Source organism: Arsenophonus endosymbiont of Aleurodicus floccissimus (assembly GCF_900343025.1).
Classification (GTDB): Bacteria; Pseudomonadota; Gammaproteobacteria; order Enterobacterales; family Enterobacteriaceae; genus Arsenophonus.
Window position 1 is genome coordinate 1211448 of record NZ_OUND01000001.1, and the last position, 20055, is coordinate 1231502.

Here is a 20055-nt window from a genome sequence, read left to right on the forward strand (position 1 = left end):
CTAATAATTTACTCAACTATTATTTATGCCATTTTTCAATTGATGTGAGAATACCACGCAAGATATGGAGTTCCTGCACTTCGGGACGCGCTCGAGTAAATAAACGTCGCAATTTATTCATGATTTGCCCAGGGTGACGCTTTCTGATAAATCCAGATAGATTTAGCACTGCTTCAAGATGGATATAAAATCGCTCTATATCCTCAAATGGCGGATATTGTACCCTATCTTCATTATCTACCGAGGATTTTTTTTCATTTATTGCTAGGTATGCCATACGAATTTCATAACTGATTAATTGAACAGCCATTGCTAAATTGAGTGAACCATATTCAGGATTGGTTGGAATATGAAGATGATATTGGCATCTCTGCAGTTCTTCATTTGTTAAACCAACTCGTTCACGGCCAAAAATGATAGCCACCGGAGAATTTATTGCCTGACGGACGGTTTTTTCGCCACATTCGCGAGGCGTTACCTGTGGCCATGATAACGTACGATCGCGCACACTCGTTCCAATTACCAAGCTGCATCCAAGCAAAGCTTGATCTAATATTTTCACGATAGTCGCTTGACCAATAACATCACTGGCGCCAGCTGATAATGCAATAGCCTGCGCATCCGGCAATATGAGTGGATTAACTAAGTACAAATTAGTTAGCCCCATCGTTTTCATCGCACGGGCAGTTGATCCCACATTTCCGGTATGCGAGGTTTCAACCAAAATAATGCGAATATTTTCTAGCATGATTGTCTTTATTTGGCGTTAATAATCAGGCTATTCTACCACAATCATAGTCATGTTGACGAATCTCTGTTATACTGGCGAACTCGCTTAATTCTTGTTCTTTAACATTCTAGTGGAAATAACCTATGCATCCAATGCTAACTATTGCTATACGGGCAGCTCGCCAAGCAGGTAACTTTATTGCTAAAAGCTATGAAAAACCTGACTCTATCGAAATAATGGCAAAAGGCCAAAATGATTTCGTGACCAATATTGATAAAAAAACAGAACAAATCATTATTGAAGTCATTCAAAAATCTTATCCTACTCATACCATTATTACCGAAGAGAGCGATCAAATACTTGGTGAAAAAAATGATATTCAGTGGGTTATTGATCCTTTGGATGGCACAACCAATTTTACTAAACGCTTACCCCATTTTGCCGTCTCCATCGCAGCACGTATTAACGACCGAACAGAAATAGCCGCTATTTATAATCCTATGCTTAATGAGCTATTTACTGCGGTACGTGGGCAAGGTGCACAATTAAACGGTTACCGCCTTCGTCTTAAAAATAATAATGAATTAAAAGGGACAATTATTGCCACGGGTTTTCCTTTCAAAGCAAAACAACATTCAGCCGCGTATATTAATATTATCGCTAAATTATTTGAACAATGCGCTGATTTTCGCCGCACAGGTTCAGCGGCTTTGGACTTAGCTTATGTTGCTGCTGGCCGCGTCGATGCCTTTTTTGAGATTGGCTTAAAACCGTGGGATTTTATGGCTGGAGAACTATTAGTGCGGGAAGCCGGCGGAATGGTAACCGACTTCATTGGCGGACATAATTATCTCACTTCTGGCAACCTGCTAGCTGGCAGTCCACAGATAGTGAAAAAAATGGCGCAAGGAATGCAGACTGAGTTAAGCGATCCATTGAAATGCTAAAAAATGCGCTTAAAAAGCAATAGCCAAAGTTATATTGAGTTAATAATGTCTTGATGGCGTAATTTGTCATTTACTAATTGGTGACGGCTGCAAATGGCAGAAATTCACCCTGGCTTTATTAGTTAGATAAACCCGCTAAATATTTTCAATATTTACTCTTGTTGTCGGTGCTTTATTTCTTAATTGGATATAAAACACCTATTCATTTTCAGGCATTAAGGGGTATTCTAATGATTGGCCTGCTTGTTTAGTATTAATATAAAAATTTTTATCTGCATAGTTGGTTAATAGTTATCTGTTATTCAAATTAAGTGAACAACTTTAACTTAATTGTTCGGCTATTCCATCGAATTTAATGATGTTATTTTTTATTCGGACGAATAAATAGTGCTGGAATGGCAATCAATACCATTAACCAAAATAGCCAGTTATGGTGAAAAGGTAAATGTTCATAAACAAAACCCGCCACGATTGTTACTACTACTAAACCACCTCCTAGCCGAAATACCGAATAAAATGCTTGTAGCGGAATAATTTCACCTTCGCTACGTGCACTAATAAAACGCATTGCCGCCAGATGACAAACAGTAAAAGTACCACTATGTAATAGTTGGCTAACTATCAGTATTGGTAAAGTGGTAAAATAGGCCATTAATCCTCAACGAACAACCGCGCAACTAACTGATAACAATCATAATCCACTTACCTGCCAATGACGAAAAAGGACATGGCTAAAGGTAAACACAATCACTTCAACAACAATACTTAAAGACCATAACAGGCCAATAATACCATCGGAATAACCCACTTCTTGCCAATAAATTGAAGAAAAACCATAATAGGCAGCATGAGAAGCTTGTAATAAAGTTAATGCACAGTAAAAAACACCAGACTGAGCTATCGGCTAATAATTGCTTAATAATATAGTTGTTTAGTTATTTGGCGATAAGTGGCTTTAGGTATAACTGTAGGTTGTAATAACATCGTCAACAGCATAATGATTATACTGACAAGTAATGCGTAAATAATTATTTTATGTCCCCCCGCTATTCGCTAAATAACCGATCCAAGAAGCGCTAATAATAAATGCAATCGAACCCCAAACCCTCAATTTTTCATAATCAAATGTTAACTGTTTTTGCCAAGTCGCGGCTAACGCATCGGTTAAAGGTATCATTGACGAAAAAAAGAGATTGAAAGACAACATAATAAATAATAACTATAACCAATGTGAACTTACGGTAAATCCAACAGCAAAGATCAGCGTTAAGCCAGCAAATAAACGCAAAGTACTAATTAGGGTGATAGGCTCGTTTCACTATCGGTGCGATCATTAAAGAGCCAATAAAACGAGCGGTAAAGGCTGGTGGCTAGCAAAATACCGATTATATCAGCCTCAAGCCCTTCACCATTTAGCCAAATCGCGATAAAAGGCAAAAAAATGCCATAAGCAAAAAAATAAGTAAAATAATCTAAAGCAAGCCAACGTGTTGATGGAATAATCATTATTTATTCCAATTTGATTATCGATGTAAAAAGTTCGTTTCAGTTAACAACTAAAACGTGCCGAAACGGATGACTAAATTTTAACTTATTTATGCATAAACAGGAAACTTTTGGCAAATCAACAATACTTTTTGTTTTACATTTTGGATCACGCTTTCATCATCAATCTTATCCAAAATATCACATATCCAATTGGCCAATTCAGCCGATTCTTTTTCTTTAAAACCACGACGAGTAATGGCGGGTGAACCAATACGAATACCTGAAGTAATAAATGGGCTATGAGGATCATTCGGTACACTATTTTTATTAACGGTAATATTAGCACGACCCAGCGCAGCATCTGCCTCTTTACCTGTGATCCCTTTATCCACTAAATCTAATAAAAATAAATGGTTTTCAGTTTCACCAGAAACAACCTTGTAACCACGTTTGATGAAAACTTCCGCCATCGTTTTCGCATTTTTAGCCACTTGCTGTTGATAAGTTTTAAATTCAGGCTCCATCGCTTCTTTTAATGCAACTGCTTTACCAGCAATAACATGCATTAACGGGCCACCCTGAGCACCAGGGAATACGGCAGAATTTAGTTTTTTGTAAAACGCCTCATCACCACCTTTAGCCAAGATCAAACCACCACGAGGACCAGCCAAAGTCTTATGGGTAGTGGTCGTCACGACATTTGCATAAGGAACAGGGTTAGGATAAATTCCAGCAGCGATCAAACCAGCGACATGTGCCATATCAACAAATAAATAAGCACCAATACTATCTGCAATTCGACGTATTTTAGCCCAGTCAACCACGCCTGAATAAGCAGAAAAACCGCCAATGATCATTTTAGGTTTATGCTTTTGTGCCTGAGTGGCTATATCGTCGTAATCAATTTTACCCTCTTCATCGATACCATAAGGAACGATATTATAAAGCTTACCGGAAAAATTGACGGGTGAGCCATGGGTTAAATGTCCACCATGTGCTAAATTCATGCCTAATACCGTATCACCAGGTTGCAATAAAGCCATATAAACAGCGGTATTAGCTTGTGAACCTGAGTGTGGCTGAACATTAGCAAAATCCGCAGCAAATAAAGTTTTTGCCCGATCTATAGCGAGTTGTTCAACAATATCAACATATTCACAACCACCATAATAACGTTTTCCAGAATATCCTTCGGCGTATTTATTCGTAAGTTGAGAACCTTGAGCCTGCATAACTCTTGGACTGGTATAATTTTCTGAAGCGATTAACTCAATATGCTCTTCCTGACGCTTAACTTCATTTTCCATTGCCTGCCATAGTTCTTGATCATAATCTGCAATATTCATTTCACGCTTTAACATTTACTTCTCCTGACTCAGCCACATTTTAAATCTTTATTCAACTAAATGAATATCACACAATGTAAACTCTTTTAGCTCACTGAGATAGCCCAAAAATAAAAAAATTACGCAAACGATTGCCACATCCGAATTATCAAATAAAACATTTCTCAATAGCGATTTTATTGTCAATTTAAATATGCTAATTCAATCTCAGTTTTACAATTAATTATTTACTTTTAATACTAAATAACTTAAGTTGTATATGAAATGAAATTTATAAACTCAGGCCAAAACTTAGGAATTTTATATGATAGATACTCAAACTATCGCGACCGTCAAATCAACTATTCCTCTTATTATCTCCACCGGCCCTAAATTAACCGCTCATTTTTATCAGCGTATGTTTCAACATAACCCTGAATTAAAAGATATTTTCAACATGAGTCATCAAATTAATGGTGAACAAAGAGAAGCTTTATTCAATGCCATTTGCCTCTCTGCCAGCAATATTGATAATGTTTCAGCCTTACTGCCTGCCATTGAAAAAATCGCCCAAAAACATGCCAGTCTGAATATAAAACCTGAACATTATTCGATTATTGGTCAACATCTATTGCATACCATTGATGAGCTATTTCAGCCTGGAAAAGAAATTATTGATGCCTGGGCTAAAGCTTTTGACGTGCTAGCGGATATCTTTATTAACCGTGAAGAGCAGATCTACCAAACAAATGAAGAGTGTATCGGAGGTTGGCGAGGTTTACGTCATTTCAAAGTGGCTAAAAAGATCCCGCGCAGCGAAACGATCACCAGTTTTCAATTTATTCCAGAGGATGGTAATAAAGTAGTCGATTTCCGCCCTGGACAATATTTAACTATTTACCTACAGGATAATGAAAAACTCACTAATCAACAAATTCGGCAATATTCATTAACCAATGCACCTAATGGCAAAAGTTATTGTATCGCTGTAAAACGTGAAGAAAAAGGAAGTGTATCAAACTATCTTCATAATGAGATAAAAGAAGGTGATATCGTCAAACTGGCACCACCCTGCGGTGATTTTTTTCTCGCCATTAACGCCGATACACCAGTAACACTAATTTCAGCCGGTGTCGGCTTAACGCCGATGATAAGTATGTTGGAAAACCTACATCAGTAACAACATAAAGCACCACTGAATTGGCTACACGCGACAGAGCATGGTGGACATCACGCCTTTGCTAATGAAGTAAAAAATAAATTAACCGATTTTACTCATGGCTTCAGTGCCGTTTGGTATAACAATCCACGAGAGCAAGACAGACCACAAGAACAGTACCAATACCAAGGGTTAATGGAGCTGTCAAAAGTAAAAGAGCAGCTTAATCTTAAAAATATGCATTATTACTTCTGTGGTTCAGTCAACTTTATGCAATTTATCGCCAAACAGTTGCCCCCCATGGGAGTAAATACCAGTCACATACACTATGAGTGTTTTGGACCACATAAAGTTATTGAGGGAAATGAACAATAATAATTAAAAGCCTCACTAAAACCAGGGTAAGTGGTAACAGATGGAACAAAAAGTTACAGATTCTATATCAACTCCTTTGTAACTTTCAACCATCTGTTACCCTTTAAAATCAAATAGCCGCTTCATCCTGCTCGCCGGTTCGAATACGGATCACATGAGCAATATCCAAACAAAAATTTTGCCATCACCAATTTTTCCCGTTTGTGCCGTCTGTATTATCGTTTCAATACAACTGTCAACAATATCGTCCGGAACAACAAGTTCAATTTTTACTTTAGGCAAAAAAATCAACCATATATTCTGCACCACGATAAAGTTCTGTATGACCTTTTTGGCGTCCAAACCCTTTTACTTCCGCCACTGTCATTCCGGTTATACCGACATCAGCTAAAGCCTCTCTTACATCATCCAACTTGAAAGGTTTGATAATTGCATCAATTTTTTTCATCAAATTATCCTATTATCACCAGTTTTTACGACCAAAAGCCGAAGTAATTGGGTAACGCCTATCCTTATTGAAATTTCGCATTGTAACGCGCGGACCTATCGGTGCCTGACGCCGTTTATATTCATTAACATCAACTAACTTAATCACTTTACGAACTGTTACTTCATCAAATCCAGCCGCAACTAATTCACTAACCGATTTATCCTGTTCAACATAACCTTCCAGGATCGCATCCAACACAAGATAAGGGGGTAAATTATCCTGATCGAGCTGCCCTGGCGCTAGCTCAGCAGAAGGCTGACGTTCGATCACTCGCTGAGGGATGATTGGTGAAATCGTATTTCGATACTTTGCTAGCTCAAATACTAACATCTTTGGTACATCTTTAAGCACCGCAAACCCGCCGGCCATATCACCATAAAGAGTGGTATAACCAACGGTGGACTCACTTTTGTTACTGGTCGTTAATACTAAACGGCGATGCTTATTCGATATTGCCATCAGAATGATAGCCCGACAGCGGGCCTGCAAATTCTCTTCGGTTGTGTCGGGCGCCATGCCGTTAAATAATGGTGACAAACCTGCCATAAATGCATCATACATGGCTTCAATAGATATTATCACAAGTTTAATATCTAACAATGTTGCCTGCTCTTTGGCATCGTGGATACTCATTTCAGCCGTATATTTGAAAGGCATCATTACTGCCTGAACTTTATCTTTACCTAAAGCATCTACTGCAATAGCCAAGGTTAAAGCTGAATCAATTCCGCCAGATAATCCCAAAATAACGCCAGAGAATCTATTTTTATTAATATAGTCACGGATTGCCATGACTAATGCTTCATAAACCTGGGCTATTGGTGATAAAATTTTTGCTGAATTAGTCACTGGCAGTGGTTCATCATCATTAAATTTACACTGGAGAACTTGCTCAGCAAACTGTGCTAAATAATGCGTTATCTCACCCTTGCCATTGAATACTTTTGAACCGCCATCAAAGATGAGTTCATCTTGTCCACCAACCTGGTTTAAATAGACAATTGGCAATTGTGTTCTTTGACAGTGTGATTTTAATAATGTTGAACGAATATGCGGCTTTTCACGATTGTAAGGTGAAGCATTAATGATAATTAGGACATCAGCACCTTTGGCTTTAATTGCATCAACTGGCTCATTAAACCAGACATCTTCACAAATTAAAAAACCTAATTTGTAACCTTTAAAAGGTATTACGCAAGTTTCGTTAGCTGAATGAAAATAACGTTTTTCATCAAAAACACCATAATTAGGCAATTGTTGCTTAAAATATTGCGCCACTAGCTGCCCCTGCCAGAAAAATGACAATGCATTATAACACTTTTCGTTTTGCCAGCATGGATGACCAACAACAATGGCGATATTTTGACTAGCATCTTTCAGACGATCAAGTTGTTTGCTACAGCGTTGGTAAAAATCCGGCCGAAAAAGTAAATCCTCGGGCGGATAGCCAGTTAAAGCTAATTCCGAAAACAGAATAAGATCTGCACCCTGTAACTGTTGAGCCTTAGCTTCCTGCAACATGCGTTCACAGTTGCCTTCAATATCACCTACCAGCCAATTTAATTGTGCTAGTGCAATATTCAGCGTTCGGTTCATAAAATTTCATTCTCCAGACATAATAAAAATTATTCTTTAAAATTATTAGCATCCAGTTTATGCCTGGCTAATAACTTATAAAACTCCGTTCGGTTTCGACCTGCCATACGCGCGGCATGGGTAACATTACCTTTTGTCATTTGTAACAATTTACGCAAATAATTAAGCTCAAATTGATTGCGAGCCTCAACAAAAGTAGGTAATACAGTATTCTCGCCTTGCAGCGCTTGAATGACTAATGCTTCACTAATAACCGGCGCGGTTGTTAATGCAACACACTGCTCAATAACATTCACTAATTGCCTTACATTACCCGGCCAGCTTGCCGCCATTAAACATTTCATTGCATCCTTTGATAGGCTACGCACAAAAGGTTTATGACGCTTTATTGATTCCCTTAACAAATGATTTGCTAATAAAGAAATATCCTCCGAACCCTCATTAAGAGTAGGGATTTTGATATTTACCACATTCAAATGGTAATAGAGATCTTTCCGAAATTCATTTTTTTCCATTGCCTTTGGTAAATCACGATGGGTTGCTGAAATAATTCGAACATCAATATCCAAATCACGGTTACTGCCTAAAGGCCGCACTTTACGTTCTTGCAAAACCCGCAATAGTTTCACTTGAAGAGACAAAGGCATATCACCAATTTCATCGAGAAATAGTGTCCCACCTTGCGCAGCGAGAAATAGACCTTCACGATGTGTAACCGCGCCGGTAAAAGCGCCCTTGGTATGACCAAACAGCTCCGATTCTAAAAGCTGCTCAGGTAAAGCCCCACAGTTAATTGCAATAAAGGGTTTTTTAGCTCTAGGACTAGCACGATGAATCGCTCGTGCCAACACTTCTTTACCAGTACCACTTTGTCCATTTATTAATATACTAACATCAGATTGCGCCACCATACGTGCTTGTTCTAATAAACGAAGCATTATCGGGCTACGAGTGACAATCTCCTCACTCCAATTTTCATCAGAAACGGAAATTGACATAGCCAAGGCTTCACCAATCGCTTTATAGAGGGCATCACGATCAACCGGCTTAGTGAGAAAACTCGATACCCCTCTTTGTGTTGCCGCTACCGCATCAGGGATTGAACCATGTGCCGTTAAAATAATGACCGGCATGCCTGGTTGCTGTTTCTGTATCTCCGTAAAAATTGCCATGCCATTCATTTCATCCATACGCAAATCACTAATAACCAGATCAATTTTATCTTTTGCTAGAATTTTCAAGGCATCCACACCATTTTCTGTGGTAACCACCTTAAATCCTTCACTAGTCAAACGCATACCCAATAATTTTAACAGCCCGGGATTATCATCTACTAATAATAGATTGGCTGATTTATACACTGTCATTGGGGATTTTATCCCCTTTTATCAACCTAATAAGACTCTTTAGTCACATCTGTCGTTTTCGGCTCCACGCTATTATTTGCTGTTGAATTGGTACTGCTTTTATCCATTTTTCCGCTTGAAACAGCTTGTTCCTGCTGTTTGCGTGAAGAAAGTTGTCGTTCAATATCGGTCAGATTTTCCAACTTACGTGAGACAATATTTAATTCATAGGTTAGATGAGCGTTTTGTTCAGCTAAACGATCTAGTTTATTATCGCTCTCTTGTTGTAAACGTAAATATTTAGCATTTGCTTCTTTAACATTAACAATCTGGATTTGCTTTTCACGCCATAATTCCAATAGTGGACGAATAGGTGAAGCGAACTGCAAACTATAACTATTCAAATTATCAATTATTTTACGCCGGGCGGCGATGGTTGGCTCTACGACATCGAGTAAAATACTATGTCGAAAAACATTTTGCCAATTAATTAACTGAATTGTTTTAACCATCAAAGCCACTTGCTCTTTATTCAATCGATTAGCACAGTCAACAATTCTCAACCAGTAAAGCGGGTTATCTGAAGCATTCTCACTATCTATATTCCATATTTTTTCACAAGTAACATAGCGATAATCTGTTATACGTTCTTCTATTGGTATCGATTCATTTATCATATCCAGTGGTAATGGATGGTGATATTTAGTACAAGCTATTAATAAAAAAGGTAAAAAAAAAAGTGCTGTTAACTTTATTTTCCATTTAGTGGAAAACAATCCCCCACAACTTAGCCTCGCAGATGCAATATGCCATGTTTTCCGCATTATCCCTGCGGCTATTAGGGTGTTGTAATTAAACCAATTTGGCATTATTCATACTCTGTGGTTAGTGGTAGCTCAATACGAAAACAGACATCAGCAACCTGATAATCAATAAGCAACAATTGACCATTCATTCTTTTAATATAATCTTGGGCAATACTTAATCCTAACCCGCTTCCTTTTACTGCCCCTTTACGCAATAAAGATCCTTGAAAAAAAGATTCATAAATCATATTTTTTGTTCAGATTTTGGGATAGGTGTTTCTGTATTAGCGATATCGATTTGGAGTTTATCATCAGTTTCATTGCTTATTATCCAGATCTTATCCGATTTAGAGCCATAGTGCACTGCATTAGAGTAGAGATTATCGATTACTCTTGCCAAAAAAGTTGGCTCTGCACACAATGAATAATATTTAACTCAATTTCAGTTTGAATATTTTTAGCTCTAGCCGTTAGATTATGTGAGGAAACGACATTTGCCACTAACTTGGTTAAATCAATTTGCTGAATTTGTGCTGGCCCATCGGCTAACTGACGATTATAATCTAATAATTGCTCAATGAGTTGTTGCAAATGTTTACTACTATTATCCAAAATAGCGACAACGTCTCGTTGGTCTAAAGTCAAAGGCCCTGCTACTTCATCAGCTAATAGTTCAGCCCCTTCACGCATACTGGCTAAAGGTGTCTTTAATTCATGAGAAATATGACGTAAAAATTCATGCCGTTGTGATTCCAACCAACTCAGTCGCTCACTTAACCAAACAATACGCTGAGCTAATGAACGTAACTCACTAGGACCCTTAAAACGTTCAAATCTGGTGAAAAATGTTCCTCCTGCCCCCCAAGATGATTAATCATACGCTCAATAGCTTTAACCGGACCAATAATCATTCTAGTAAACAACACAACTAATAATACACTCAATAAAAACACAATTAGCGTTTGCCAACCAAAATATTGACCTTTTTCAGCAATTGTATTCTGCAATTGCGTACCACGACCAAATACAACATCACGTGTTAATTGTACTAACTGATTATTGGTAACCGAAAAACGTTCAAGTGCCGTAGCCATTGCCGGGATAGGTGAGTTATTTTCGCATTTTAAATCGGAGAGATCTTCCAGTAAGGTTTGAATAGTCGCAATTTGGTTTTTATCAGGCAAAATAGTCATTTGACGAGCTAGCATCTCACTATATTCTTGCCGTTTTTCTTATATAGAGCAGCAAAAGTTTGATCGTTTAACACACAATATTGACGATAACTACGCTCCATTTCAAGCGCAGTACTCGTCATGATTTCGCTGCGCCACGCATCAAGCAAAGTTGTACGGTTGATATCAGCCGCTTGATTACTCAATTGATCTAAACTTTGATAGGCCTGGTATGCCAATATTAATAATGGCAAAAGAACCAATAAAAAAGCCATCACCACCAGTTGGCGTAGTGAACGCGGAAAAGAATGCCACTTATTCAAAGAAATCATCTCATTACCTATTCATACTATTATGGTAACAGAACTTGTATTCGATAGTGAATTTGCCTGCCTATTTAATAAAAAATTTCTAATTTGATTGTTATGTAAAAAATAGTCTTTTAATCACCAAAATCGAGGGTAACATTTTAATTAATAAGGGAATAAGGCAAGGAGAGTAAATAATATTCATACGCTTAAGCAGCAACAATAAATACTTTATTAAATAATTCACTGTGCCCCACCGATTTTGTCGAGGAGAGCAGTGAATTTTTAATAGATAGTGCCTCACTCCACGTGTCGCCCGATGTTTGATAAAGCTTGTTTATAAGCAAATATCATGCTGCTGGACGGTAGGCACCTGACTTTTGGCATCATTCCTGGCTTATGTGGTGTGGATCCCTCTATATTGGGACCAACATAAAAAGTTGAATGAGCGACTACTCAATATAATATGCACCTTATATGTCAACTTTTTAAAATTTTCATTAACTTAATGAAATTTAATATAAAATAAATTTCTTAAGCATTTAAAATGGTTTTTCATTAAATTTAATACCATGATTTTAATAAAAATGTCGCCTATTAGCGACATTTCATTGGGTGAATAAAATACTAACAAAAAATCATACAATTAAATATCTCCATTTAGAGACGGCTTATTTTGTTCACTTAGCTAATTAACGACAATTATAGGATTCAATAAGCATATTTAAACAATTTTAATAATAATCAACATCAAATTTCAGCTAAATTTAGCTCATAATGAAATTCATTTTTACTTATTTTCAATCAACAGCGCAAAAACTACATTTTATCTCCTATGACTAACCAATTTTTTATCACTTTAGTTAGGCCATAGGGAAAAATATTTATATCAATATTAACCCAGCTGCCGCCGCGCATTACGGAAAATACGCATCCAAGGGCTATCTTCGCCCCATTCTGGCGGATGCCATGAATGGGTAACGGTACGAAATACTCGTTCCGGATGCGGCATCATGATAGTCGCCCGTCCATCTAAGCTGGTCACTGCAGTAATACCATTAATCGATCCATTTGGATTTGCTGGATACTGTTGGGTAACCTGACCATAATTATCAACAAAACGTAGTGCAACTAAATGATTTTTTTCCAACTGGTCAAGATGCGCAATGTCTCGCATTTCAACTTGACCTTCACCATGAGATACCACTATTGGTAGCTGACAATCAGCCATATCTTGTAAAAATATTGAAGGACTTTCCATCACTTTTACCAAACTAAAACGCGCTTCAAAGCGTTCTGAACGATTATGTACAAATCGTGGCCAATGTTTAGCACCTGGAATCAACTGATTGAGATTAGACATCATTTGACAGCCATTACATATGCCTAAAGATAAAGTATCAGAACGAGTAAAGAAGCCCGCAAATTCGTCACGTACGCGTGAATTGAATAAAACTAATTTTGCCCAGCCTTCTCCCGCCCCCAATACATCACCATAAGAAAAGCCGCCACAGGCAACTAATAGCTGAAAATCAGCGAGTGCTACTCTGCCTGCTAACAAATCACTCATATGCACATCAATGGCAGTAAAACTTGCACGGTGAAATGCGGCCGCCATTTCAACATGGGAATTGACACCCTGTTCACGTAAAACAGCCACTTTAGGTGACGGTGTTGTCATAATATAAGGCGCTGCAATATCATCTGCGGGGTCAAAGTTTATTTTTACATTCAATCCAGGATCTGTCAGATCTTGTTTAGCCTGATGTTCTTGATCTGCACACGCAGGATTATCACGTAAACGTTGCATTTGCCAGGTAGTCTCAGCCCACCATAAACGCAATTGGCTACGTTTTTCACGATAAATTTCTCTACCGTGACTATTGATAGTAACAATATCGTCTTTAATTGCCGTACCAAGATACTGTACACATCCAGCCAACCCATGCTCGGCCAAACATGCTTCCACCATTTCCCTGTCCGCTTGCTTAACCTGGATGACTGCCCCTAATTCTTCGCTGAATAAAGCAGCAAGAATATCTTTATCATAATGACCGATATCAATATCTAAACCACAATGACCGGCAAATGCCATTTCTGCTAATGTAACAAACAGGCCACCATCAGAACGATCATGGTAAGCTAATAATTTTTGTTCTTTTATAACCGCCTGAATTGCATTAAAGAAACCGGTTAATAACTTAGCATCACGGACATCAGGGGCATGATCACCTATTTGCCGATATACCTGTGCAAGTGCTGAACCTCCCAATGCATTATGACCTTGCCCGAGATCAATTAATAACAGTGCATTATCTTGATCACTTTTCAATTCAGGTGTAACCGTTAGACGAACATCCTCAACCCGAGAAAAAGCGGTAATAACCACAGAAAGCGGCGCCGTCATTTCAAAAATCTGTTCGCCATCATGCCAGGTGGTCTTCATTGACATAGAATCTTTACCAACCGGGATTGTTAAACCTAATGCCGGACATAGCTCTTCACCAATAGCCTTCACCGCTTGATACAAACCGGCATCTTCACCAGGATGTCCCGCTGCTACCATCCAATTAGCGGAAAGCTTCACCCGTTTTAAGTCCTGAATATAAACAGCAACAATATTGGTCAACGCTTCTCCAACCGCCATCCGGCTAGATGCCGCATAGTCCAATAGCGCAATGGGTGAGCGCTCACCGATCGACATAGCTTCGCCATAATAACTTTCTAAACTAGCTGTCGTGACCGCACAATCAGCAACCGGGATCTGCCAAGGGCCAACCATTTGATCGCGTGCGACCATTCCGGTAACACTGCGATCACCAATAGTAATCAGAAAAGTTTTCTCTGCTACTGCTGGCAAATGTAATACCCGTTTAACTGCTTCGGCTGAGCTTATCATTTCTCGTTTAATCGGCTTACCGGCAGCAAATTGAGAACTAACATCACGTAGCATTTTAGGTGTTTTACCTAATAAAATATCTAGCGGCATGCGAATAGGCTGGTTAGTAAAATAACTATCATTAAGAACAAGATCCCGATTTTCCGTCGTTTCACCAACAACAGCATATGGCGCGCGTTCGCGACGACAGATAGACTCAAATAAGGGAAGTTGTTCAGGTAAAACAGCTAATACATAGCGCTCTTGAGATTCATTACACCAAATCTCACGAGGATCCATGCCTGGTTCATCATTCAATATTTGACGCAGTTCAAATATTCCGCCACGATTAGCATCATTCACTAACTCAGGCATAGCATTAGAAAGCCCACCAGCGCCAACATCATGAATAAATAGGATCGGATTATCAGTACCCAACTGCCAGCACCGATCAATAACCTCTTGACAACGACGCTCCATTTCAGGGTTATCACGTTGCACCGAAGCGAAATCAAGATCAATATCAGACTGCCCTGAAGTCATCGATGAAGCTGCTCCACCGCCCAGCCCAATATTCATCGATGGACCACCTAATACAATTAATTTAGCGCCAACTGGAATATTGCTCTTTTTAATATGTTCTGCGCGAATATTACCTATACCACCTGCTAACATAATCGGTTTGTGGTAACCGCGTAATTCTGCTCCATTATGACTATTCACTAGCTCTTCATAAGTGCGAAAATAACCCAATAAAGCGGGTCGGCCAAATTCATTATTAAAAGCGGCGCTACCCAATGGCCCATCAAGCATAATATTAAGCGCACTAACAATACGCTGTGGTTTGCCAAAATTTTGTTCCCAAGGTTGTTTAAAACCTGGAATACGTAAGTTAGAAACAGCAAATCCAACTAAACCGGCTTTAGGCTTTGTACCTCGCCCTGTTGCCCCTTCATCACGTATCTCTCCACCTGAACCGGTGGCAGCACCGGGCCAAGGAGAAATAGCTGTTGGGTGGTTATGGGTCTCTACTTTCATCAAAATATGAGCATTTTCATTATGATAATCATACTTTCCGGTTACTGGATCAGGAAAAAAACGCCCGATATTAGATCCTTCCATTACGGCAGCGTTATCTTTATAAGCTGATAAAATATAATCTGGCGTTTGTTGATAAGTATTTTTTATCATACTAAACAAAGAATTAGGTTGTGACTTGCCATCAATAATCCAACTGGCATTAAATATTTTATGCCGACAATGTTCTGAATTAGCTTGCGCAAACATATAGAGCTCAACATCCGTTGGGTCTCGTTCTAATGTTTGGAAGGCATCCATTAAATAATCAATTTCATCTGTGGCTAACGCTAACCCTAATTCAATATTTGCTAATTCAAGTGCACGACGACCGTTTTTTAATATTTCTATCGTCACCATCGGTGCCGGCTTATGGTGCATAAAGAGTGATTTTGTTTGTTCGAAAGAAGTCCAAACAGTTTCAACCATCCGATCATGCAAAATGATAGATAAATCATCCAATTGTGATATATCCAATGGCGAGGAATGAATAATATAATAAGCAATTCCACGCTCAAGCCGGATAATCTGCTGTAATCCACAATTATGAGCAATATCCGTTGCCTTTGAAGACCAGGGTGAAATAGTGCCTAGCCGTGGAGTAACCAAGAGTAACTGGCCAGCAGGCTGTTGCTCAGTTAATGAAGAACCATAATGAAGTAATTGACTTAGTTTTTGTCGATCATCTTGATTTAATGGCGCACCAAGTTCAGCAAAGTGTACATATTCAGCATAAATGTCAGTAACTGGTAGTTGCTGCGGATGGCATAGGGAAAGAAGTTTAGTAATACGAAATGTCGATAAAGCAGGTGAGCCACGCAGAATTTCCATAGTAATAGATTCTCTTAACTTATAAAGCTGGCCTGAAGGATATGTTTCAGGAAAACTGGAAGGCTATTATAAAGCATCATGAACCGTTACGAAACTGTTTGCGTGCACATTTATCACGCGCCTGCAAATGTCAAAGATATGTAAAATAGATTAAATTAAGTTGTAAATTATACTTTTATTAAGTATAATATTTAACTATTAAAAAATTAGCTATAATTTGGTCATTTTAATTAAGAAAATATGTTTAACTAATGAGATATAACCATTTGATTAATATTAGAATTAATTATCTTGTTATCGTTATTGTCTCTATAATTTCTGTTGGTGTCATTACACTTAATATTGAGTGTCCCAACCAGCAGCAAGACCAGGTGAAGAGAATTATTTCTCTCGGTGAATTACGTATAAGTACCATTAATTCACCCCTTATGCCCTTTAACGATAAGCAAGAAGCAAGCGGATTTGATTACGAACTGACTAAACGCTTTGCCGATTACCTTGGCGTAAAGCTACGTATCAATGTACGTTCAAATATCAATCAACTTTTTAATGACCTTGAAAACGGTAATAGTGACTTTATTACTGCAGGACTTCTTTATAATGAGAAGCGCCTCAATAAAGCACAGCCTGGCCCTGCCTACTATACCGTTTCCCAGCAGCTAATTTATCGCAAAGGGGTAAATCGTCCACGCTCTTTGAACGATGTAAAAGGAAAGTTTGTCGTTGCCACTGATTCAGTAAACGCTAATACGCTGCAACAGTTGAAGCAAAAATATCCAAATCTTCAATGGGAAGAAACCAGTCATTATAATTTGACTGAGTTATTACAACTGCTAGCTGAAGGGAAAATTGATTATACCTTAGAAAATTCTATTGTCGTCGCTATGCAGCAACGTATTCATCCAAACATTGCTGTCGCTTTTAATGTTAGCGACGATCATAGCCTTAATTGGTATATGAAACGCTCAAAAGATAATAGTCTAAATGCAGCAATGTTAGATTTCTTCAATAAAAGTAATGAAGAAGAACTTTTAACACGTTTAGATGAAAAATATTTTGGCCATGTTGCTACTTTTGACTATTTTGATACGCTTTCTTTTATTACTGCAATTAATAAAACTTTGCCAACCTATAAGCATCTGTTTAAAAAATATGCAGAAGATATAGATTGGCGTCTACTAGCAGCAATTTCCTGGCAGGAATCACACTGGGAGCCACTAGCCACATCACCCACCGGTGTTCGTGGTTTAATGATGCTAACAGTACCTACTGCACAAACTATGGGTGTGTTAGATAGGCTGGACCCAGAGGAAAGTATTAAAGGTGGCGCCGCTTACTTGCAATATCTAATTTCGCGCTTACCAACCACTATTGCGCCTGATGATCGCATTTGGTTTGCCTTATCGGCCTATAATATGGGGTTGGGACATATGCTTGATGCCAGGAAACTGACGCGCATACAAGGCGGAGATCCAGACAGTTGGTTAGATGTAAAAGCCAGACTGCCGCTACTTAGCAAGAAAAAATATTTTGCTAAATTAACCTACGGTTATGCGCGTGGCTATGAAGCCTATCGCTATGTGGAAAATATCCGCCGTTATCACCAAAGTTTGGTGGGTTACCTACAGAATAAGGAAATGAATCAAAATATGCAGCTCGCTGCAAGGGATCCACTATTATTCTCTATAACTAGTAGCAAAGAAAAAAGTAGTAACTGATTTAGTTAATCATTACTAAACAGTAATAGCTTCTATTTCTGCCTAAGCCGCCTTACTAAGCGACTTAGGCAGATTTAATTTATCAACGGTGCCCTTTTCTTGGCCAATTTTTTTTCTGCTCGCCGCTGTTGAAAAAAACCACTTAACATCGTCGAACATTCATCGGCCAAAACCCCTCCCAATACCAGAATACGATGATTCATATCCGGATGATTAAAAACGTCAATAATTGAACCAGCAGCTCCAGTTTTTTGATCAGAGGCACCATATACTAAACGACCGATACGCCCATGGATCATAGCTCCGGCACACATAATACAAGGTTCTAGTGTCACATAAAGCGTCGTATTAAGTAAGCGATAATTTTGTAAAGATTGACCTGCTACCCGCAAAGCTAAAATTTCCGCATGAGCGGATGGATCATGAGACAAAATAGGATGATTCCAGCCTTCGGCAATCAATTCATCTTCATGTACTAATACCGCGCCAACAGGAATTTCACCTTTTTCTTGAGCATTTTTGGCTAGTAAAATAGCTTTTCGCATCCAATAAACATCTTTTTTAGCTTGATCCACGAATAAAAACCTAAAATATTAATTTAAATCGCAAAAATAGTTATAATATAATATCAACTAATAAATCACATCAATAAACCACCCAAAAATCACTTATGTTATTAATAAAATTAACTAATTTAACTTTGTGTATTATTGCATTAAGGATAGTCACTGATCTAAATCGGATATAACAAATGATAAAAAAATTAATAAATGATAATCGAAATTTTTTGCTGAAAATATTGCTACTTATTATATTATTCAGCCTAATTCATTACGCCATGGGTTACTCACCAAGACTAAACTATACAGCAGGTATCGTCGCATTACTAATCGTTATCAATCAGTTACGAATAATATATAGTGGATTCATTATTATATTCACCATTATTGCAGCGCTATACTTTCCGATTAGGCTACTCTATGGTACTCCTCCCCTAACCATAGCAATATCAGTTACTTATACCAATTTAAATGAAGCCATAGAATTTATTAGTAATATTCCATACTATCTTTATGCTGGATCATTATTTATTTTACTGTTCGGCTTTTTCTGTACAACATTTAAGCTTAAAATCAGTAACAAAACAAAGATTGGTGCTTTTATTACCTTTTTGGCGTTTCTTATATATGGCCCAATAAAAGATTATAAAGAAACAGGTGAATTCGATATTTTAAATAGCGGTTATCCAGAAATCAAATTTGTCAATGACTTCAATAGTGCCAAAGAAGAAACCAATAAACTTTTTAGTTTACTTGCGCAAACAGATGACTTCCAGCCAAACAATAGTGCCACGCCATTTGATACCTATGTTATGGTGATTGGTGAAAGCGCTAGACGTGATTTTATGCACGTTTATGGCTTTCCAATTAATAATACCCCATTTATGGATAGCGCTAATGGTATTCTATTCAACCATTATATTTCAGCCGCTTCATCAACTATTCCATCATTAACCAGTTCCCTAACTCAAGCGCCCAAATTAGCCAATAGCGTTATTGCGCTGGCAAAAAAATGGGGATTTACTACCTATTGGTTATCAAATCAGGGAGCTGTTGGTATCTACAACACACCGATTGCCTCTATGGAAAAAAAAAACAGATCATTCGTTTTTTCTGAAAAGAGCAAGTTATAATAGTAAAGAGACCAATGATGATGAATTACTGCCACAAATCGCAACAACAATCAAATTTCCTCAGGCCAAAATTCATTATTGTTCATTTAATTGGTAGTCATCCTCGCGCTTGCGCA

General features: G+C 38.1%; 10 protein-coding genes and 4 pseudogenes. 4 read left to right on the top strand and 10 right to left on the bottom strand.

Translation table 11 applies throughout. The features are described 5' to 3' along the window. Positions 1 to 19: 19 nt before the first annotated feature. Positions 20 to 748 (bottom strand): tRNA (cytosine(32)/uridine(32)-2'-O)-methyltransferase TrmJ, encoded by a 729-nt coding sequence (gene trmJ, locus ARADI_RS06815; protein WP_119711534.1) that lies wholly within the window; start codon positions 746 to 748, stop codon positions 20 to 22. A gap of 125 nt (positions 749 to 873) precedes the next feature. Between trmJ and suhB the strand changes: the two genes are divergently transcribed. Continuing rightward, positions 874 to 1677 carry an inositol-1-monophosphatase gene (gene suhB, locus ARADI_RS06820; protein ID WP_119711535.1) on the top strand — a complete coding sequence of 268 codons (804 nt, stop codon included), beginning with the start codon at positions 874 to 876 and terminating at the stop codon, positions 1675 to 1677. A 361-nt stretch (positions 1678 to 2038) separates the two neighbouring features. Here the strand turns inward: suhB and ARADI_RS06825 are convergent. Both ARADI_RS06825 and glyA read right to left on the bottom strand, forming a co-directional pair. Next, positions 2039 to 3183: pseudogene (locus ARADI_RS06825) on the bottom strand (3-phenylpropionate MFS transporter). An 89-nt stretch (positions 3184 to 3272) separates the two neighbouring features. Beyond that, complete coding sequence (glyA, locus tag ARADI_RS06830) at positions 3273 to 4526, bottom strand: serine hydroxymethyltransferase (protein ID WP_119711536.1); 1254 nt, start codon at positions 4524 to 4526, stop codon at positions 3273 to 3275. Between the two features lie 289 nt (positions 4527 to 4815). On the opposite strand from glyA, the pseudogene hmpA reads away from it, so the two are divergent. After that, positions 4816 to 6024: pseudogene (gene hmpA, locus ARADI_RS06835) on the top strand (NO-inducible flavohemoprotein). Positions 6025 to 6133: 109 nt separating this feature from the next. Here the strand turns inward: hmpA and glnB are convergent. The 6 genes and pseudogenes from glnB to purL form a co-directional block, all read right to left on the bottom strand. Next, positions 6134 to 6472: pseudogene (glnB, locus tag ARADI_RS06840) on the bottom strand (nitrogen regulatory protein P-II). Between the two features lie 15 nt (positions 6473 to 6487). Further along, a complete protein-coding gene (locus ARADI_RS06845; RefSeq protein ID WP_119711537.1) occupies positions 6488 to 8110 on the bottom strand; it encodes an NAD+ synthase in 1623 nt (540 codons plus the stop codon). Between the two features lie 29 nt (positions 8111 to 8139). Further along, a complete protein-coding gene (gene glrR, locus ARADI_RS06850) occupies positions 8140 to 9477 on the bottom strand; it encodes a two-component system response regulator GlrR (RefSeq protein ID WP_119711538.1) in 1338 nt (445 codons plus the stop codon). A gap of 26 nt (positions 9478 to 9503) precedes the next feature. Then, the gene (gene qseG / locus ARADI_RS06855) at positions 9504 to 10325 is read right to left on the bottom strand and encodes a two-component system QseEF-associated lipoprotein QseG (protein WP_119711539.1); all 822 of its coding nucleotides are present in this window, start codon (positions 10323 to 10325) and stop codon (positions 9504 to 9506) included. Further along, positions 10325 to 11766: pseudogene (locus tag ARADI_RS06860) on the bottom strand (sensor histidine kinase). The gene qseG and the pseudogene ARADI_RS06860 overlap by 1 nt, the downstream one beginning before the upstream one ends. 871 nt (positions 11767 to 12637) lie before the next feature. Further along, positions 12638 to 16528: a phosphoribosylformylglycinamidine synthase gene (gene purL, locus ARADI_RS06865; RefSeq protein WP_119711540.1), complete on the bottom strand. Its 3891-nt coding sequence runs from the start codon at positions 16526 to 16528 to the stop codon at positions 12638 to 12640. Positions 16529 to 16794: 266 nt separating this feature from the next. Between purL and mltF the strand changes: the two genes are divergently transcribed. After that, complete coding sequence (gene mltF, locus ARADI_RS06870) at positions 16795 to 18246, top strand: membrane-bound lytic murein transglycosylase MltF (protein ID WP_119711541.1); 1452 nt, start codon at positions 16795 to 16797, stop codon at positions 18244 to 18246. 74 nt (positions 18247 to 18320) lie between these two features. Here the strand turns inward: mltF and tadA are convergent, their stop codons facing one another. After that, on the bottom strand, positions 18321 to 18821 hold the full coding sequence (gene tadA, locus ARADI_RS06875) for a tRNA adenosine(34) deaminase TadA (RefSeq protein WP_119711542.1): 501 nt from the start codon (positions 18819 to 18821) through the stop codon (positions 18321 to 18323). Positions 18822 to 19045: 224 nt separating this feature from the next. Here tadA and ARADI_RS06880 point away from each other — a divergent pair, with 224 nt between their 5' ends. After that, on the top strand, positions 19046 to 19939 hold the full coding sequence (locus ARADI_RS06880) for a sulfatase-like hydrolase/transferase (protein ID WP_182853130.1): 894 nt from the start codon (positions 19046 to 19048) through the stop codon (positions 19937 to 19939). Positions 19940 to 20055: the final 116 nt, after the last annotated feature.